The sequence below is a fragment of the Pectobacterium odoriferum genome (assembly GCF_009931295.1).
Taxonomy (GTDB): domain Bacteria; phylum Pseudomonadota; class Gammaproteobacteria; order Enterobacterales; family Enterobacteriaceae; genus Pectobacterium; species Pectobacterium odoriferum.
Window position 1 is genome coordinate 1,666,648 of the sequence record NZ_CP034938.1, and the last position, 15,594, is coordinate 1,682,241.

At 56.5% G+C, this 15,594-nt stretch carries 12 protein-coding genes; 10 read left to right on the plus strand and 2 right to left on the minus strand.

The window, feature by feature from the left end; all coding sequences use genetic code 11:
* Positions 1-38 precede the first annotated feature (38 nt).
* Both EO763_RS07385 and EO763_RS07390 read right to left on the minus strand, forming a co-directional pair.
* Positions 39-326: a putative quinol monooxygenase gene (locus tag EO763_RS07385; protein WP_161528537.1), complete on the minus strand. Its 288-nt coding sequence runs from the start codon at positions 324-326 to the stop codon at positions 39-41.
* A 47-nt stretch (positions 327-373) separates the two neighbouring features.
* Positions 374-1,231, minus strand: a complete 858-nt coding sequence (locus EO763_RS07390; protein ID WP_161528538.1) for a MurR/RpiR family transcriptional regulator — start codon at positions 1,229-1,231, stop codon at positions 374-376.
* A gap of 327 nt (positions 1,232-1,558) precedes the next feature.
* Here EO763_RS07390 and EO763_RS07395 point away from each other — a divergent pair, with 327 nt between their 5' ends.
* The 10 genes from EO763_RS07395 (at position 1,559) to iolB (ending at position 15,519) form a co-directional block, all read left to right on the plus strand.
* Positions 1,559-3,070, plus strand: coding sequence for a CoA-acylating methylmalonate-semialdehyde dehydrogenase (locus EO763_RS07395; RefSeq protein ID WP_161528539.1), 1,512 nt, complete (start codon positions 1,559-1,561; stop codon positions 3,068-3,070).
* A gap of 186 nt (positions 3,071-3,256) precedes the next feature.
* Positions 3,257-5,188 carry a 3D-(3,5/4)-trihydroxycyclohexane-1,2-dione acylhydrolase (decyclizing) gene (gene iolD, locus EO763_RS07400; protein WP_161528540.1) on the plus strand — a complete coding sequence of 644 codons (1,932 nt, stop codon included), beginning with the start codon at positions 3,257-3,259 and terminating at the stop codon, positions 5,186-5,188.
* A gap of 711 nt (positions 5,189-5,899) precedes the next feature.
* Complete coding sequence (gene iolG, locus EO763_RS07405) at positions 5,900-6,886, plus strand: inositol 2-dehydrogenase (RefSeq protein WP_161528541.1); 987 nt, start codon at positions 5,900-5,902, stop codon at positions 6,884-6,886.
* Between the two features lie 73 nt (positions 6,887-6,959).
* Positions 6,960-7,898 carry a substrate-binding domain-containing protein gene (locus EO763_RS07410; protein ID WP_161528542.1) on the plus strand — a complete coding sequence of 313 codons (939 nt, stop codon included), beginning with the start codon at positions 6,960-6,962 and terminating at the stop codon, positions 7,896-7,898.
* Between the two features lie 66 nt (positions 7,899-7,964).
* Positions 7,965-9,512, plus strand: a complete 1,548-nt coding sequence (locus EO763_RS07415) for a sugar ABC transporter ATP-binding protein (protein WP_161528543.1) — start codon at positions 7,965-7,967, stop codon at positions 9,510-9,512.
* A 12-nt stretch (positions 9,513-9,524) separates the two neighbouring features.
* Positions 9,525-10,556, plus strand: coding sequence for an ABC transporter permease (locus tag EO763_RS07420; RefSeq protein WP_039492426.1), 1,032 nt, complete (start codon positions 9,525-9,527; stop codon positions 10,554-10,556).
* A gap of 40 nt (positions 10,557-10,596) precedes the next feature.
* Positions 10,597-11,730, plus strand: a complete 1,134-nt coding sequence (locus tag EO763_RS07425) for a Gfo/Idh/MocA family protein (protein WP_161528544.1) — start codon at positions 10,597-10,599, stop codon at positions 11,728-11,730.
* A gap of 44 nt (positions 11,731-11,774) precedes the next feature.
* A complete protein-coding gene (locus tag EO763_RS07430) occupies positions 11,775-13,679 on the plus strand; it encodes a bifunctional 5-dehydro-2-deoxygluconokinase/5-dehydro-2-deoxyphosphogluconate aldolase (RefSeq protein WP_161528545.1) in 1,905 nt (634 codons plus the stop codon).
* A 26-nt stretch (positions 13,680-13,705) separates the two neighbouring features.
* Complete coding sequence (gene iolE, locus EO763_RS07435; protein WP_161528546.1) at positions 13,706-14,596, plus strand: myo-inosose-2 dehydratase; 891 nt, start codon at positions 13,706-13,708, stop codon at positions 14,594-14,596.
* Positions 14,597-14,682: 86 nt separating this feature from the next.
* The gene (gene iolB, locus EO763_RS07440) at positions 14,683-15,519 is read left to right on the plus strand and encodes a 5-deoxy-glucuronate isomerase (RefSeq protein WP_161528547.1); all 837 of its coding nucleotides are present in this window, start codon (positions 14,683-14,685) and stop codon (positions 15,517-15,519) included.
* The last annotated feature ends 75 nt before the right edge of the window (positions 15,520-15,594 follow it).

Genomic DNA, 15,594 nt, shown 5'->3' on the forward strand with positions numbered 1-15,594 from the left:
GTCTCAAGATAGGTTTATAGCCAGCAGGCGGCGCAGTGTCACTCAAACGGATCCATTAGCAGGACGGTGCATTCGGCCCGCTGGTGGCTATTGATCATCGGAACCAGACGCTGGAAGTGTTCGGTCTGGCAGTGAGTGTCCAGTGCGGCTTTATCCGGCCAGGTTTCGATAAAGGTGAAATGCCCCGGATCTTTCTGATTGATAAAAAGCTCATAGGAGATGCACAGCGGCTCCTGTCGGGTTTTCTCTACTAATTCGCGGTACAGCGGCATGACGATTTCAATGTACTCAGGCTTAATAAAATCTTGTGCGATCACTTTAAGCATAAAACGGCTCTCCCTCTCTGTGAGTCCTGCTAATTAAACGATTCCGACTAGCCGCGCTGCTGTTTTTCACTCTGATCTGCGCCGTTTCCCTGCCGGTAGGCCAGCGACACCATCAGCGATTGCACCAGACATAGCGTGGCGGACTGTGAACGGAACGCGTCAACCTGCGCTTCCTTTACGACAAAGCAAACGTCGCTGAGTGTCGCTAGAGGGCTAATTTGACTGTCGGTAATCACGATTTGCCGCGCACCGGCTTTCGCTGCCATTTCACTGACCATCACGGTCTCCTGTGAATAGGGCGAGAAGCTGATGGAAACCACCACATCGCGCGAGCTGACTCGGCTGAGCTGTTCGCGAAACATGCCTCCCAACCCGTTGACCAGAATCGGGCTGCTTTCCAGATGGCTAAGCGCGTAGGTCAGGTAAGTGGCGACGCTGAACGAGCGCCGCAGCCCGACGATATAGATGGTTTCCGCCTGTGCCAGCAGATCGACGGCTTTTTGCAGATCCTCTGGCGGGGTGCGTGCTGCCAACTGCTGCATCGCCTGCGCGTTTGAGTGGGCAAACTCATGCAGAATATCCAGCGGCGTTTCTGGCATGGCGTCAGCTTCCATCGCCCGAAACAGCCGCGCACGGTCGGTATAGCTGGCGGTTTCCTCCACCAGATTCATACGGAACAGCTGTTTCATTTCGTTGAAGCCGCTGAAATCAAAGGCGTTGGCGAAACGAATCAACGTTGAGGGGGGAACGTCAGCGCGTTCGGCGATCACCGCGACGGTATCGAACGCGATGCTGTTGGTATTATCTAGTACATAGTGCGCCACCTGCTGTAACCGCTTACTGAGCGAATCATAGCGCTCGCGAATCTGTTCCTGTAACTCTCTCAGGCTGGTTGCCATGGGCATATCGGGTTATCTCCCAAAGACGTATAAGAACCTATCCCATTAGGGCGATTTCATGATTTGCGCCTGAAACGGAACAGAAAATTCATTTCTGGATACGGTTGTTTTATCTGTACGACATTTTTGGCGGCACGCCTTTCATCGGTACGGCTATTTTCAGAGGCTGCTCGCCTGTCTTTATGGACGGCTGTCTTCAAGTTTACATAAAAATTCGCAGCGGATCACAATAATCAACATTTATTTTATTTTTCCATTAAATGGAATATTCATTTCATATACTGTAATCCGATGTCAGCCGTTTGTCTCCTCAAAACCCACAAAGGTGTAAACATGGAAACCGTATCTAACTTCATTCAGGGGGCGATTGCCTCCAGCAACAGCCAACGCTACGCCGCGGTGTATAACCCAGCGACGGGCGAGCAGATTCGCCAGGTTGTGATGTCTGATAAGGCGGAAGTCGAGCAGGCGATTGCCAGCGCGGCGGCGGCATTCCCTACGTGGTCAAAACACTCTCCGCTCCGCCGGGCGCGCGTGCTGTTTCGCTTCAAAGCGCTGCTGGAAGAACGAATGGATACGCTGGCCCGTCTGATTTCACAGGAGCACGGCAAAGTCTATTCCGATGCCGTGGGGGAGGTGACGCGCGGTCTGGAAGTTGTTGAGTTTGCGTGTGGTATCCCACATCTGCAAAAAGGCGAACACTCGGCGAATGTCGGCACGGGTGTGGATAGCCATTCGCTCATGCAGCCGCTCGGCGTGTGCGTCGGGATTACGCCGTTCAACTTCCCGGCGATGGTGCCCATGTGGATGTTCCCGATTGCGCTGGCGACCGGCAATACCTTTGTGCTTAAGCCGTCGGAAAAAGATCCGTCGCTCTCGCTGCTGTTAGCGCAACTGCTGAAAGAAGCGGGCCTGCCGGATGGCGTGTTTAACGTGGTTCAGGGTGACAAGGAAGCAGTGGACATCCTGCTGACCGATCCGCGCGTACAGGCGGTGAGCTTTGTGGGATCGACGCCGGTGGCGGAATACATTTATCAGACGGCATCGGCGCACGGCAAACGCTGTCAGGCGCTGGGCGGGGCGAAAAACCACTGCATCCTGATGCCGGATGCCGACATGGACATGGCTGCCAGCGCGATCATGGGCGCGGCCTTTGGCGCGGCAGGCGAACGCTGCATGGCGCTGTCGGTGGTGGTGGCCGTTGGTGATGACACGGCGGAAGCGCTGCATCAGCGTCTGAGCGCACAGATCAAAGCAATGCGCGTCGGACCAGGTCTGGTTGACGGGCAGGAAAATGAAATGGGGCCGGTGATCAGCGCACCGCACCGGGCGAAGATTGCCGACTATATTCAAAGTGGTGTCGAGCAGGGTGCGACGCTGCGTATCGATGGTCGCACGCTGTCCGTACAGGCGCATCCGCAAGGCTACTTTATCGGACCGACGCTGTTCGATAACGTCACGCCGGAGATGAAGATCTATCAGGAAGAGATTTTTGGCCCAGTGCTGTCCGTGGTGCGGGTGCCGGATTACCAGACGGCGGTGACGCTGATTAATAACCATGAATACGGCAATGGCACCGCTATTTTTACCCGCGATGGCGAGACTGCACGCCAGTTCTGCGAAGAGGTGCAGGCAGGTATGGTCGGCGTGAACGTACCGATTCCGGTGCCGATGGCGTTCCACAGCTTCGGCGGTTGGAAGCGCTCCATTTTTGGGCCGCTCAACGTCCATGGCAGCGACGGCGTGCGCTTCTACACCCGCATGAAAACCGTCACCAGCCGCTGGCCCGCTAGCGTCCGTTTGGAACACCACACCAGCAGCTTCGTCATGCCCACGCTGGAATGAGGATGTGTGTCACGTTGGTAACGATAATAAGTGTTGGAAATGTGCTGTATCAATGATGTGTAGTTTTAGGGGGAACACGGGGATGAGGTTCCCGCAGGGATGCCTCACCCCGTGGTATACCCGTGAATCTCGATATTGCAGCAGGGATCGTCGTTTTAATCCTCCCTTACGTGAAGGAGTAGATCAATGGATACGTGTCGCATCACCATGGCGCAGGCGCTGGTCAGGTTTCTCAACCAGCAATACCTCAGCGTAGACGGTGAAGAATCCCCCTTTGTGCAGGGCGTCATGACCATTTTCGGTCACGGTAATGTGCTGGGCATCGGCCAGGCGTTGGAGCAGGAGGCGAATCGTCTCACCGTGCATCAGGGGTGCAATGAACAGGGAATGGCGCAGATCGCCGTCGGTTTCGCTAAACAGCACAAGCGACGGAAAATCTATGCGGTCACCTCATCGGTGGGGCCGGGCGCGGCGAATATGGTGACTGCGGCGGCGACCGCCACCGCCAACCGCATTCCGGTGCTGCTGCTGCCCGGCGATCTCTTTGCCTGCCGCCAGCCGGATCCGGTGTTGCAGCAGGTCGAGCAGTATCACGATCTGTCGATCAGCACCAATGACTGCTTCAAACCGGTTTCCCGCTATTGGGATCGCATTAATCGCCCTGAACAGCTGATGAGTGCGCTGATTAATGCGATGCGCGTGCTGACCGATCCGGCCGATACCGGCGCGGTGACGCTATGTTTACCGCAGGATGTGCAGGCGGAAGTCTGGGATTATCCGGCATCGTTTTTCCGCAAGCGCGTCCATCACCTCGAACGACGCCCGCCGGATGCGGCACGACTGGAGGAGGCGGCAGCGCTGATTGCGAAAAAGCGTCGTCCGATGCTGATTTGCGGCGGCGGTGTCCGTTATTCCGGCGCACATGACGCGCTGGCGCAATTTGCCGAGCAATTTGCAATTCCGTTTGGCGAAACGCAGGCAGGTAAAGGTGCGATTGTGTCATCACATCCGCTGAACTGCGGTGGTATTGGCGTGACGGGCGGGCTGGCGGCGAATCGGCTGGCGCATGAGGCGGATCTGATTATCGGCGTCGGGACGCGTTTAACCGATTTCACCACTGGCTCTAAATCTCTGTTTCAGAACCCGAACGTCGAATTTTTACTGCTCAACGTTGCCGAGTTCGATGCGTTAAAACTGGAGGCGCTACCCCTGATCGCCGATGCGCGTGTCGGGCTGGAAGCGCTGTCTGAACGGCTGGAGACGGTATCGTATCGCAGCGGCTGGCAGCAGACTGTCGCGCAGGTTCGTGCGGAATGGGAGTGCGAGCTACAGCGGTTGTTTACCGTGCAGGATAACGGTGAACTGGTGCCAGAAGTGGTGGATGGTCTGGAAGACAAGCTGGATGAATACCGCCAGATGCTGAATACCCATCTGACGCAAACGCGCGTGCTGGGCATACTGAATGAGAAACTGGAAGACAACGCGATTGTGGTAGGAGCGGCGGGCTCGTTACCGGGCGATCTACAGCGCGTGTGGCAGGTGAAAACGCCGGACAGCTATCATCTGGAGTATGGCTATTCCTGTATGGGATACGAGATTGCGGCGGCGATTGGTGCACGCCTTGCGGCACCGCAACAGCCGGTCTACGCGATGGTCGGCGACGGTTCCTATTTAATGCTGCATACCGAACTGCAAACGGCGGTACAGGAGGGCATCAAAATTACCGTGCTGCTATTCGATAATGCGGGCTTTGGCTGTATCAACAACCTGCAAATGAGTCAGGGAATGGGTAGCTTCTGTACGGAAAATCGCTATCGCGATGCAGAATCGGGGCAACTGCACGGCGCACTCATTCCGGTGGATTTCGCCAAGAACGCGGAAAGCTACGGCTGTAAAGCGTGGCGAGTGCATGATGAAGTCTCGCTCAGGCAGGCGCTGATGGAATCACGCCAGCATTCGGGACCCGTACTGCTCGACATCAAGGTGCTGCCGAAGACCATGACGCACGGCTACGAATCCTGGTGGCGCACCGGTACGGCACAGGTTGCCGACAACCCTGAGATCGAGGCTGCTGCCAATAGCGTGAAAGCCGCGCTCTCCCGCGCACGGCAGTATTAAATGCTCCCCTTTCGCACTGTCTCTTAGTCACAGTTTTTATGAAGACTAAGAGACGGTTTCGTGCGCGATAATGCCGCCATTTTCATGCTACTTAGTAGCACGCGCCCGACAAGGGACGGCTCAAACGCCGCTCGCCCCTTGACCCCAGGCTTTCGGCGGGAATTATGCCGCTTACGCGGTGCCTTCGTCGGTATCTGGCTTAACGGACCGCTTGCGACACGTTCCATACGTGGCGCAAGCTTTCGCCGCGTCCTGCGGCTCATCCGAAGCCAGCTATCTCCTCAGCATAATTTTTTACGCCGGATAAAGGTAAAAACCGTGATAACTCCCTGTATTTTTGTCTCCGAGAGTGGTGAATGCGGAGGGAGAACAAACTGAAACATCCATTTCATTTTCAAACCGCAGTTTCATTTTCTCTCCTATTTCGTTCCTGCACTGCTTCGATCCGCTGACAGCCTTGTATACCTCCACAGACTTACTCACACGATGTGTGATTGGGGTTGCAGAAAACAGCGAAGATGTCATGAAAATGTTAACTGGTACGCAAAAACATAATTTTCAATTTATACAAAACTGGAATAAATGTTTTATTTTATCTATCAGGATTCGCGGTAAAGATCGGGTGATGGGGCTGGGAAGAATGCGACTAGCCGTTATCCGTCACTTTTTCAGTCTGGCATTACACGCCACTCAGGCAGCAAGGGAGTATCTATGTTTAACATCGCTTTACTGGGCGCGGGCCGCATCGGTCAGGTCCATGCAGTGAACATCGCGGCACACAAAGAAACCAACCTGCACGCGGTGGTCGATCCCAACCCAGCAAATGCCACGGCGCTGGCAGAACGTTATCATACCAAAGTAAAAACGGTTGACGAGGTCATGAACGATCCGGCGGTGCACGCCGTCCTGATTGCCTCCGCGACCGACACGCACGCCGACCTGATTGAGCTGGCTGCCAAACACGGCAAAGCCATTTTCTGTGAAAAACCGGTACATCTGGATATTGCCCGCGTTCGTGATTGCCTGACCGTCGTCAAACAGCAGAACGTACCCTTGTTTGTTGGCTTCAATCGCCGCTACGACCCGCAATTCCGCCGCGTCAAAACGCTGGCGGGTGAAGGCCGCATTGGCAAGCCGGAATCTCTCCTGATTATCTCCCGCGATCCGTCGCCGCCGCCTGCTGAGTACGTCCGCGTTTCCGGCGGCATGTTCCGCGATATGACGATCCATGATTTCGATATGGCACGTTTCATTATGGGCGAAGAGCCGGTGTCGGTCTTTGCACAAGGCAGCAATCTGGTCGATCCGGCGATTGGCGACGCGGGCGACATCGATACTGCGTTTATCGTGCTGAAATTTGCTTCTGGCGCGATGGCGACCATCGTCAACAGCCGCCGCTCCGGCTACGGCTACGATCAGCGTCTCGAATTACATGGCGCGAAAGGCGTGCTCAGCGCGGGCAACATCCGCGAAAACGTGGTCGAGCAGTGGACCGACGACGGCTGTCTGGCGGCGAAACCCGAATATTTCTTCCTGCAACGCTATCACGCCGCCTACGCGGCAGAGTGGCAGCACTTTGTCGATGTGCTGAATGGCCGCACGCAGCCGGAATGCTCCGGGCTGGACGGTGAGCGTGCGCTGAATCTGGCGGATAAAGCCTTTGAATCACTGGCTCAAGGCAAGGAGGTCGCCGTGTAACCCTATCGGCACATCGCGTTTTACCTGCTTTCAACCCTACACCATACCCATAACAGAAGCAGAGAATAGACATATGAAAAAGGTCATCAGCGTTTCCGCAATCGCCATCGCACTGGGTCTGTCTGGTTTTGCTCAGGCCCAAAATGAACAAATCGTTTTCAGTACGCCGAATCTCGCTATGCCGTTTGAAGTTCACATGCAACGCACCGCCGTTAAAGCCGCCAAAGAACTGGGCGTGAATTTGCAGGTGTTGGATGGACAGGGTAGCTCGCCGAAGCAGGCCGCCGATTTGGAAAATGCCATCACGCGTGGGGCACAGGGCTTCGTGGTGTCACCGAATGACGTCAACGCGGTGTCCAGCGCGGTTACCGATATTCAGGATGCCAAGCTACCGGTGGTAACGCTGGATCGTGCGGTAAAAACGGAAAAAGCGGTGCCGCACTTCGGTGCCAATAACTATAAAGGCGGTCAGGCGATTGCCGACTATGTCAAAACCAAATTCCCAGATGGTGCAGAGATCATTCTGCTGACCGGTCAACCGGGTTCGTCTTCTAACATCGAACGCACGCAGGGGATTCGCGACAGCCTGAAAGCAGGCGGGAGCAAATACCACATCGTCGCAGACCAGACGGGGAACTGGATGCGTTCCGAAGGGATGCGCATCGTTGAAAGTGTGTTTCCTTCGCTGCCTAAACGTCCGCAGGTGATCCTCTCTGCGAACGACGACATGGCACTGGGCGCGATTGAAGCGTTACAAGGGCAAGGTCTGAAACCCGGTGACGTCATGGTGACCGGTTTTGACGCCGTGCCGGAAGCGCTGGCTCGCGTACGCGACGGCTGGCTGGCTGTGACTGCCGATCAACGTCCAGGCTACGCGGTGACGACCGCACTGACGCAGTTGACCAATAACATCCGCAGTAAAGCGCTTATCACCGGGGCAGACTACCAACCAACCATGATTACCAAAGATAACCTGAACGATGCCGAACGTATTGGCGAAGCGGGTAAATAAGTCGCTCTCTACATAACAGGTATTCAGCAGGCCGCGTCCGCGCGGCCTTGCGGGAGGAAGGTAAACATGACGGAACCCCTACTGAACATTACCAATTTGGCAAAGAGTTTCTCCGGCGTTTGGGCGCTGAGCAACGCGCAGTTGACCGTACTGCCGGGAGAAATTCATGCGCTATTGGGAGAAAACGGCGCGGGAAAATCGACGCTGTTGAAGGCGCTGGCAGGCGCGCAGCCGCAAACCAGCGGCGATATCTGGTTTGGTGGCGAAACGCTGTTACCGCTCGAATCGCCCGTTGAGCGCCAAAAGCGGGGGATTATCACCATTTATCAGGAATTTAATCTGCTGCCCAATATGAGCGTTGCGGAGAACATGTTCCTGGGACGCGAACCGCAGCGTAGTAGCGTATTCGTGGACGCGCTGGCGGTGAATCGCGAGGCGAAAGCGGTACTGGATTATCTGAAATTGAACATTGCGCCGACGACGCAGGTCGCACGTTTGAGCGTGGCGCAGCAGCAGATGGTAGAAATCGCCAGAGCGCTGACGCTGAACGCCAAGTTGATTGTGATGGATGAACCGTCGGCGGCGTTGAGCGACAGTGAAGTTGACAGCCTGCACCGCGTGGTGCGCGAGCTGAAAGGGCGCGGCGTGAGCGTGGTGTATGTCACGCACCGGCTGCACGAAGTCTTCCAGCTGTGCGATCGGTTTACCGTCTTTCAGGACGGCCGCTACACCGGTTCCGGGGATGTCGCCAGCACGAATGTGCAGGAGATTATTCGCCTGATGGTCGGCCGTGACGTGGTGTTTAACCGCCGTCCGCCTGCGGAAACGCATCATCAGGATAAGCCGGTACGGCTGGCGGTGAAAGGCTTAAGCCGTGAAAAACCACCGCTGGATACCCACGGTATTGCGCTAAAGGACATCAGCTTTCAGGTGCATGCTGGCGAAGTGCTCGGTATTGCCGGGCTGGTGGGCGCGGGACGTACGGAAATCGCGCGTTGCCTGTTTGGTGCCGACGCGTTCTCTACCGGTGAATTTGTGCTGGATGACGAACCCTATTATCCCTCTACACCGCTGCATGCGTTGTCGCAAGGCATCGCGCTGGTACCGGAAGACCGTAAGAAAGAAGGTGCGGTGCTGGGGTTGTCGATCAGGGAAAACATCTCGCTATCTAATCTCTCGTCACTTATGCGCTGGCGCTGGTTTGTCGACATCCGTAAGGAGGACGATCTGATCGAGGCCTACCGTCAGGCGCTTCACATCAAGATGGTGAACAGCGAGCAGGAGGTGCGAAAGCTGTCGGGCGGTAACCAGCAAAAGGTGATTCTTGCCCGCTGTATGGCGCTGAACCCCAAAGTATTGATCGTGGATGAGCCCACGCGCGGCATCGATGTTGGCACCAAGTCCGAAGTGCATCAGGTGCTGTTCGATATGGCGAAACGGGGTGTCGCCGTGATTGTGATTTCCTCCGATCTGCCGGAGGTCATGGCGATTTCCGACCGTATTATCACGCTCAGCGAAGGGCGGATCAGCGGGGAAATTCATGGCGATGACGCCACAGAAGAAAAACTGATGACGATGATGGCCATTTGCCACGACGCATTACACGCAGCATAACGGAGGTGACGCATGTCCCAGCAGCCGCTTTCTAAGAGCATTACGCCGTCCAATTCACGTGGACGTTTTGACCCGATTGCTTTTTTTGAACGCTTTGGCGTGTTTATTTTCATGATTCTGCTGCTGATCTTCTTTCAGTCGCAGAACAGCAATTTCCTGTCTGAACGCAACATCACCAACATCCTTACCGAAGTGTCCATCTACGGGATCATGGCCGTAGGGATGACGTTCGTCATTTTGACTGCTGGGATCGACCTGTCCGTCGGTTCGATTCTAGCGGTATGCGCCATCACGGCTGCCTCGGTGATTAAAGGTGACAACTTCACCACCGTCGATCCTGGTGCCTGGTACGGCTTGAGCTGGCTGGTTGCATTGGGCGTCTGTCTGGCGATGGGCTCCTTCATTGGTTTCCTGCATGGGTTGGGGGTGACCAAACTGCGTCTGCCGCCGTTCATCGTCACGCTGGGCGGGATGACGATCTGGCGTGGGTTAACGCTGGTGATGAACGACGGGGCGCCAATTGCCGGCTTCGACCCCGGTTATCGCTGGTGGGGGCGGGGAGAGATCCTGGGTATTTCGGTGCCAATCTGGATCTTCGCGCTGGTCGCCTTGCTGGGTTATCTCGCGCTGCATAAAACTCGCTGGGGTCGCTTCGTGTACGCCATCGGCGGTAACACCGAAGCCGCGCGTCTGGCTGGGGTGAATGTGCAACGCGTACTGGTCAGCGTCTACGTCGTGATTGGCTGTCTGGCAGGGCTCGCAGGCTTTATTCTCAGCGCCCGTCTCGGCAGCGCAGAAGCGGTCGCGGGGATCACCTTTGAGCTGCGCGTTATCGCTTCGGTGGTCATTGGCGGCACGTCGCTGATGGGCGGTTACGGCCGGATTAGCGGCACGATTATCGGCTCGATCATCATGGGAATTCTGATTAACGGACTGGTGTTGATGAACGTATCGGCTTACTACCAGCAGATTATCACCGGGGTAATTATCGTGCTGGCCGTGGCGTTCGACACCTACGCCAAGAGCCGTCGCGGCGCTATCTAAGCCGCACCTGTACCGACTCTTTTTTCGCACCGAGGTGAATATGAAGGATGTACGCATTGGGTTAATCGGCACTGGCTATATCGGTCGTGCGCATGCCATCGCCTACGCGCAGGCACCGACGGTCTTCCCGCTGAAAGGCAATCTGGTGAAGGCGATGCTGGCAGAAGTGTCGCCGGAACTGGCGGCCAAACGGGCGCAGGAGTTTGGCTTCCTTCGCTCGACGGGGGACTGGCGTGCGCTGGTGGCGGACCCAGACATTGACGTGGTGGATATCTGCGCGCCGAATTTTCTGCATAAAACGATGGCGATGGCGGCCATCGAGCACGGCAAGCACGTTTACTCAGAAAAACCGCTGGCGCTGAACGCGCGTGATGCCCGAGAAATGGTCGATGCCGCGCAGCGGGCTGGGGTGAAAACGCTGGTGGGGTTCAACTACATGAAGAACCCGACCTCACAGCTGGCCAAAGAGATTATCGCCAGCGGTGAGATTGGCGAAGTGGTGCATTTTTACGGCACGCATAACGAAGATTATCTGGCCGATCCGAATAAACCCGCCGACTGGCACTGTTTCAAAGAAACGGCTGGGCTGGGAGCGCTGGGGGATCTGGCGGCGCATATCGTCAACATGGCGCAGTATCTGGTGGGCGATATCGCCAGCGTCTGCGGCGATCTGCAAACGGTGATTACGCAGCGTCCAACGGCACCGGGCAGCAGCGAGCAGGTGCAGGTGGAGAATGAAGATCAGGCGCATGCGATGGTTCGGTTTGTCAGCGGCGCACGCGGCGTGATTGAAACCTCACGCATCGCCTGCGGCCGCAAAATGGGCCTGACCTACGTGGTCACTGGCACCAAAGGCACGCTGAGTTTCACGCAGGAACGCATGGCGGAGCTGAAGCTCTATCGACATGACGAGCCAGAGAACCGGCAGGGATTCAAAACGCTGCTGACTGGGCCGCAGCATCCTGACTATGCGGCCTTCTGCGCCAGCGCAGGACACGGTATTGGCTTTAACGATCAGAAAACGGTGGAGGTGCGCGATCTGATCGACGGTATTGCGGCTGACGTCCCGATGTGGCCGGATTTCGAAGAGGGCTGGAAAGTCTCGCGAGTTCTGGATGCGATCGTGCAGTCACACGAAACGGCGCGCTGGGTGAATGTGGACGAGGTGGGCTAATACGCCAACTGACGTGATTTCTTCTTTTTACAGGATTGGCCGCTATGAGTAAGGAAAAGACGTTTGATGTGATTTGCATGGGGCGCGTTGCTGTCGATCTGTACGGGCAGCAAATCGGCGCGCGTCTGGAAGATATGGGCAGTTTTGCCAAGTATCTGGGCGGGTCGTCCGGCAACGTGGCTTACGGCACGGCACGACAAGGGCTGCGTTCTTCTATGCTGGCGCGGGTGGGCGACGAGCATATGGGGCGCTTTCTGCGTGAAGAGCTGAATCAGGTCGGCTGCGATACCAGCCATTTGATTACCGATAAGGAACGTCTGACGGCGCTGGTACTGTTGGGCATCAAAGATCGCGATACCTTTCCGCTGATTTTCTACCGCGACAACTGCGCCGATATGGCGATTTCACCGGAGGATTTCACCGAGGATTACATCGCGTCGTCACGCTGTCTGGCGATTACCGGCACGCATCTTTCCCACCCTAACACGCGTGAAGCGGTGCTGACGGCGCTGCAATACGCGCGGCGCAACGGGGTGAAAACGGCGTTGGATATCGACTACCGTCCGGTGCTGTGGGGGCTGACATCGCTGGGCGATGGCGAAAACCGTTTTGTTGAAGCGCAGGCGGTTACGGAGCAGTTGCAGCAGGTGTTGTCGCTGTTTGACGTGATTGTCGGCACTGAGGAGGAGTTCCACATTGCGGGCGGGAGCACGGATACCTTACAGGCGCTGCGCACGGTGCGGCAGCACACGCAGGCGGAGCTGGTGTGCAAACGTGGGGCGCTGGGCTGCTCGGTGTTTAGCGACGCGATTCCCGATCATCTGGATAAAGGCATCACGATTAAAGGCGTGCGCGTGGATGTGCTGAACGTGCTGGGAGCAGGCGATGCGTTTATGTCCGGCCTGCTGCGTGGCTATCTCAATGGTGAAGGCTGGGAGAAAGCCTGTGCGTATGCCAATGCCTGCGGTGCGCTGGTAGTGTCACGCCACGGCTGTGCCCCAGCGATGCCAAGCAAGATCGAACTGGATAACTATTTAGCACGGGCGGCGAGCGTGCCGCGTCCCGATCTGGACGAAGAGCTTAACCATCTGCACCGCGTTACGACACGGCGTAAACAGTGGCATGAACTGTGCGTGATCGCGTTCGATCACCGCAGCCAGTTGGAAGACATGGCGCTGAACTGCGGTACTGAAATCAGCCGTATTCCGGCACTGAAAAAGCTGATTCTGCGTGCCAGCTATGACGCGGCACAGCAGGCAGGGCTGGAAGGTAAAGCCGGTCTGCTGTGTGACGGCACGTTCGGGCAGGATGCGCTGAACGACATCACCGGAAAAGGCTGGTGGATTGGCCGACCGATTGAGCTGCCGGGATCGCGCCCGTTAATGATGGAGCGCGGCAATATTGGCTCACAGCTGGTGAGCTGGCCGCTGGAGCACGTGGTGAAATGCCTGGTGTTCTTCCACCCGGAAGATGCCCACGCGCTGCGGCGAGAGCAGGAAATGAAGGTGATAGAGGTCTATCAGGCCTGTCGCCAATCCGGCCATGAACTGCTGCTCGAAGTCATTCTGCCCGCGGGGATGCCGCACAGCGATGCGCTTTATCTGCGCGCCATTCAACGCTTCTACAACCTCGGCGTGCGGCCAGACTGGTGGAAACTGCCGCCGCTGTCTGCCGCAGGCTGGGAACAACTCACGCCGCTGCTGGCACAGCGCGATCCCTACTGTCGGGGCGTGGTCATTCTGGGGCTGGATGCGCCGCTGGAAACGTTACAACAAGGCTTCAGCGCCGCCGTGGGTTTCCCGATTGTGAAAGGCTTTGCCGTCGGCCGCACCCTGTTTGCCCAGCCTGCGCAAAAGTGGCTGCGTAACGAGATCGATGACGCCGAATTGATTGAGCAAGTTAAACATAACTACCTGCAACTGATCGCCGTTTGGCGTCAGCGCGGTTAACCAAATTTGCATAAAGGGAAAATAATATGACTGTTCAACTTGGTATTAATCCACTCACCTGGACAAATGACGATCTGCCTTCTCTGGGCGCGGACACGCCGCTGGAAACCTGCCTGAGTGAAGGGCGGCAGGCCGGTTTTGCCGGTTTTGAATTAGGTAATAAATTCCCGCGTCAGGCCAGCATGCTGGGGCCGATCCTGCAAGCGCACGACTTGCGCTTAGTCTCCGGCTGGTATTCCGGCGAACTGCTCACGCGTTCAGTAGAAGAAGAGATTGAGGCGGTGCAGGGGCATCTAGCGCTGTTGCGCGATCTCGGCGCGACGGTGCTGGTGTTTGCCGAAGTCACGGGCGCGATTCACGGCGATCAACAGAAACCCGTTCATCTGCGTCCGCGTTTTCCCGAAGATCGCTGGCCGGAATACGGCAAAAAACTGACCGAGTTTGCGCGCTACACGCAAAGTCAGGGCGTGCAGATTGCCTATCATCACCATATGGGCACGGTGATTGAAAGTGCGCAGGACGTGGATAATCTGATGGAACATACCGGGCCGGAAGTCGGGCTGCTGCTGGATACCGGTCATCTGACGTTCGCAGGTGCCGATCCGGTGGCAGTGGCGAAGCGCTGGATTAACCGCATCAATCACGTTCACTGTAAAGATATTCGTCCTGATGTGCTGAAAGACGTGAAAAACCGCAAGACCAGTTTTCTGGATGCGGTGCTGAGCGGCGTATTTACCGTGCCGGGCGACGGCTGTGTCGATTATCCAGCGGTGTTCAGCATCCTGAAAGCTCATCACTACAGCGGGTGGTTAGTAGTCGAAGCGGAACAGGATCCGGCTGTCGCGCATCCGTTGACGTATGCGACACTGGGTTACAATAACCTACAACGTTTCGCCCAGCAGGCGGAATTGATCTGATTCGTGGTGATATCCCCCGCATCTTCAAGCTGCCAGTAGATCAACGTGCAGGCAGTTTGAAATCGGGGAGATAAAGGAGGCAAAAGATGTCCCGACTATTATCACGCCATCGCGCTCCTGACGAACACGGACGTACGCAGCACATCACACCGGAAACGGCGGGTTGGCGCTACGTGGGGTTCGAGGTATATCAATTGGCACTGGAACAAGTGCTATCGCTGCCCGCCAGCGATAGCGAACGCTGTCTGGTGCTGGTCAGCGGCAAAGCAACGGTGGTCACGCCAGGTGAGTGCTTCGAGCAGATTGGCGACAGGATGAGCCCGTTTGAGCGCAGAAAACCCTATGCGGTCTATGTCACGTCTGGAGAGACGATTACGGTGACGGCACACACGGCGCTGGAACTGGCAGTTTGCGCCGCACCGGGATTCGGCACGCATCCGACCCGGCTGATTGCCCCGCAAGATATCGATGCCGAGCAGCGTGGCGTCGGCAACAACCAGCGCTATGTGCATAATATTTTGCCGGAGGACAAAGCGGCAGACAGCCTGTTGGTGGTCGAAGTGTACACTGATGAAGGCTGTACCAGCTCTTATCCCAGCCACAAGCATGATGTCGACAGCCCGCCGCAGGAAACCTATCTGGAAGAAACCTACTACCATCGTTTGAATCCAGAACAGGGATTCTGCCTGCAACGCGTCTATACCGATGATCGTTCATTAGATGAATGCATGGCGGTCTACAATAGGGACGTGGTGCAGGTGCCGCGCGGCTATCACCCGGTTGCCACCATTGCAGGCTATGACAGCTACTATCTGAATGTGATGGCAGGCCCGACGCGCCAGTGGCGCTTCACCTGGGAAGCGGATCATCAGTGGATCAACAGTCCCAAGTATGCGGATAAGCATAGGCAGGGCAAGGTGTAGCGATACTGGCAAACGAACATAAGAATGGGCAGTGGCTTATGGGTAACCTGTAGGTTACTGCCATAATGTACTTGG

What these genes read in the sequence shown, in the direction of transcription:
- iolB (WP_161528547.1), top strand. Translation starts at nt 14,683, where the DNA reads ATGTCCCGACTATTATCACGCCATCGCGCTCCTGACGAACACGGACGT.
- iolD (WP_161528540.1), top strand. Translation starts at nt 3,257, where the DNA reads ATGGATACGTGTCGCATCACCATGGCGCAGGCGCTGGTCAGGTTTCTC.
- EO763_RS07425 (WP_161528544.1), top strand. Translation starts at nt 10,597, where the DNA reads ATGAAGGATGTACGCATTGGGTTAATCGGCACTGGCTATATCGGTCGT.
- EO763_RS07420 (WP_039492426.1), top strand. Translation starts at nt 9,525, where the DNA reads ATGTCCCAGCAGCCGCTTTCTAAGAGCATTACGCCGTCCAATTCACGT.
- iolE (WP_161528546.1), top strand. Translation starts at nt 13,706, where the DNA reads ATGACTGTTCAACTTGGTATTAATCCACTCACCTGGACAAATGACGAT.
- EO763_RS07385 (WP_161528537.1), bottom strand. Translation starts at nt 326, where the DNA reads ATGCTTAAAGTGATCGCACAAGATTTTATTAAGCCTGAGTACATTGAA.
- EO763_RS07430 (WP_161528545.1), top strand. Translation starts at nt 11,775, where the DNA reads ATGAGTAAGGAAAAGACGTTTGATGTGATTTGCATGGGGCGCGTTGCT.
- EO763_RS07410 (WP_161528542.1), top strand. Translation starts at nt 6,960, where the DNA reads ATGAAAAAGGTCATCAGCGTTTCCGCAATCGCCATCGCACTGGGTCTG.
- EO763_RS07415 (WP_161528543.1), top strand. Translation starts at nt 7,965, where the DNA reads ATGACGGAACCCCTACTGAACATTACCAATTTGGCAAAGAGTTTCTCC.
- EO763_RS07395 (WP_161528539.1), top strand. Translation starts at nt 1,559, where the DNA reads ATGGAAACCGTATCTAACTTCATTCAGGGGGCGATTGCCTCCAGCAAC.
- iolG (WP_161528541.1), top strand. Translation starts at nt 5,900, where the DNA reads ATGTTTAACATCGCTTTACTGGGCGCGGGCCGCATCGGTCAGGTCCAT.
- EO763_RS07390 (WP_161528538.1), bottom strand. Translation starts at nt 1,231, where the DNA reads ATGCCCATGGCAACCAGCCTGAGAGAGTTACAGGAACAGATTCGCGAG.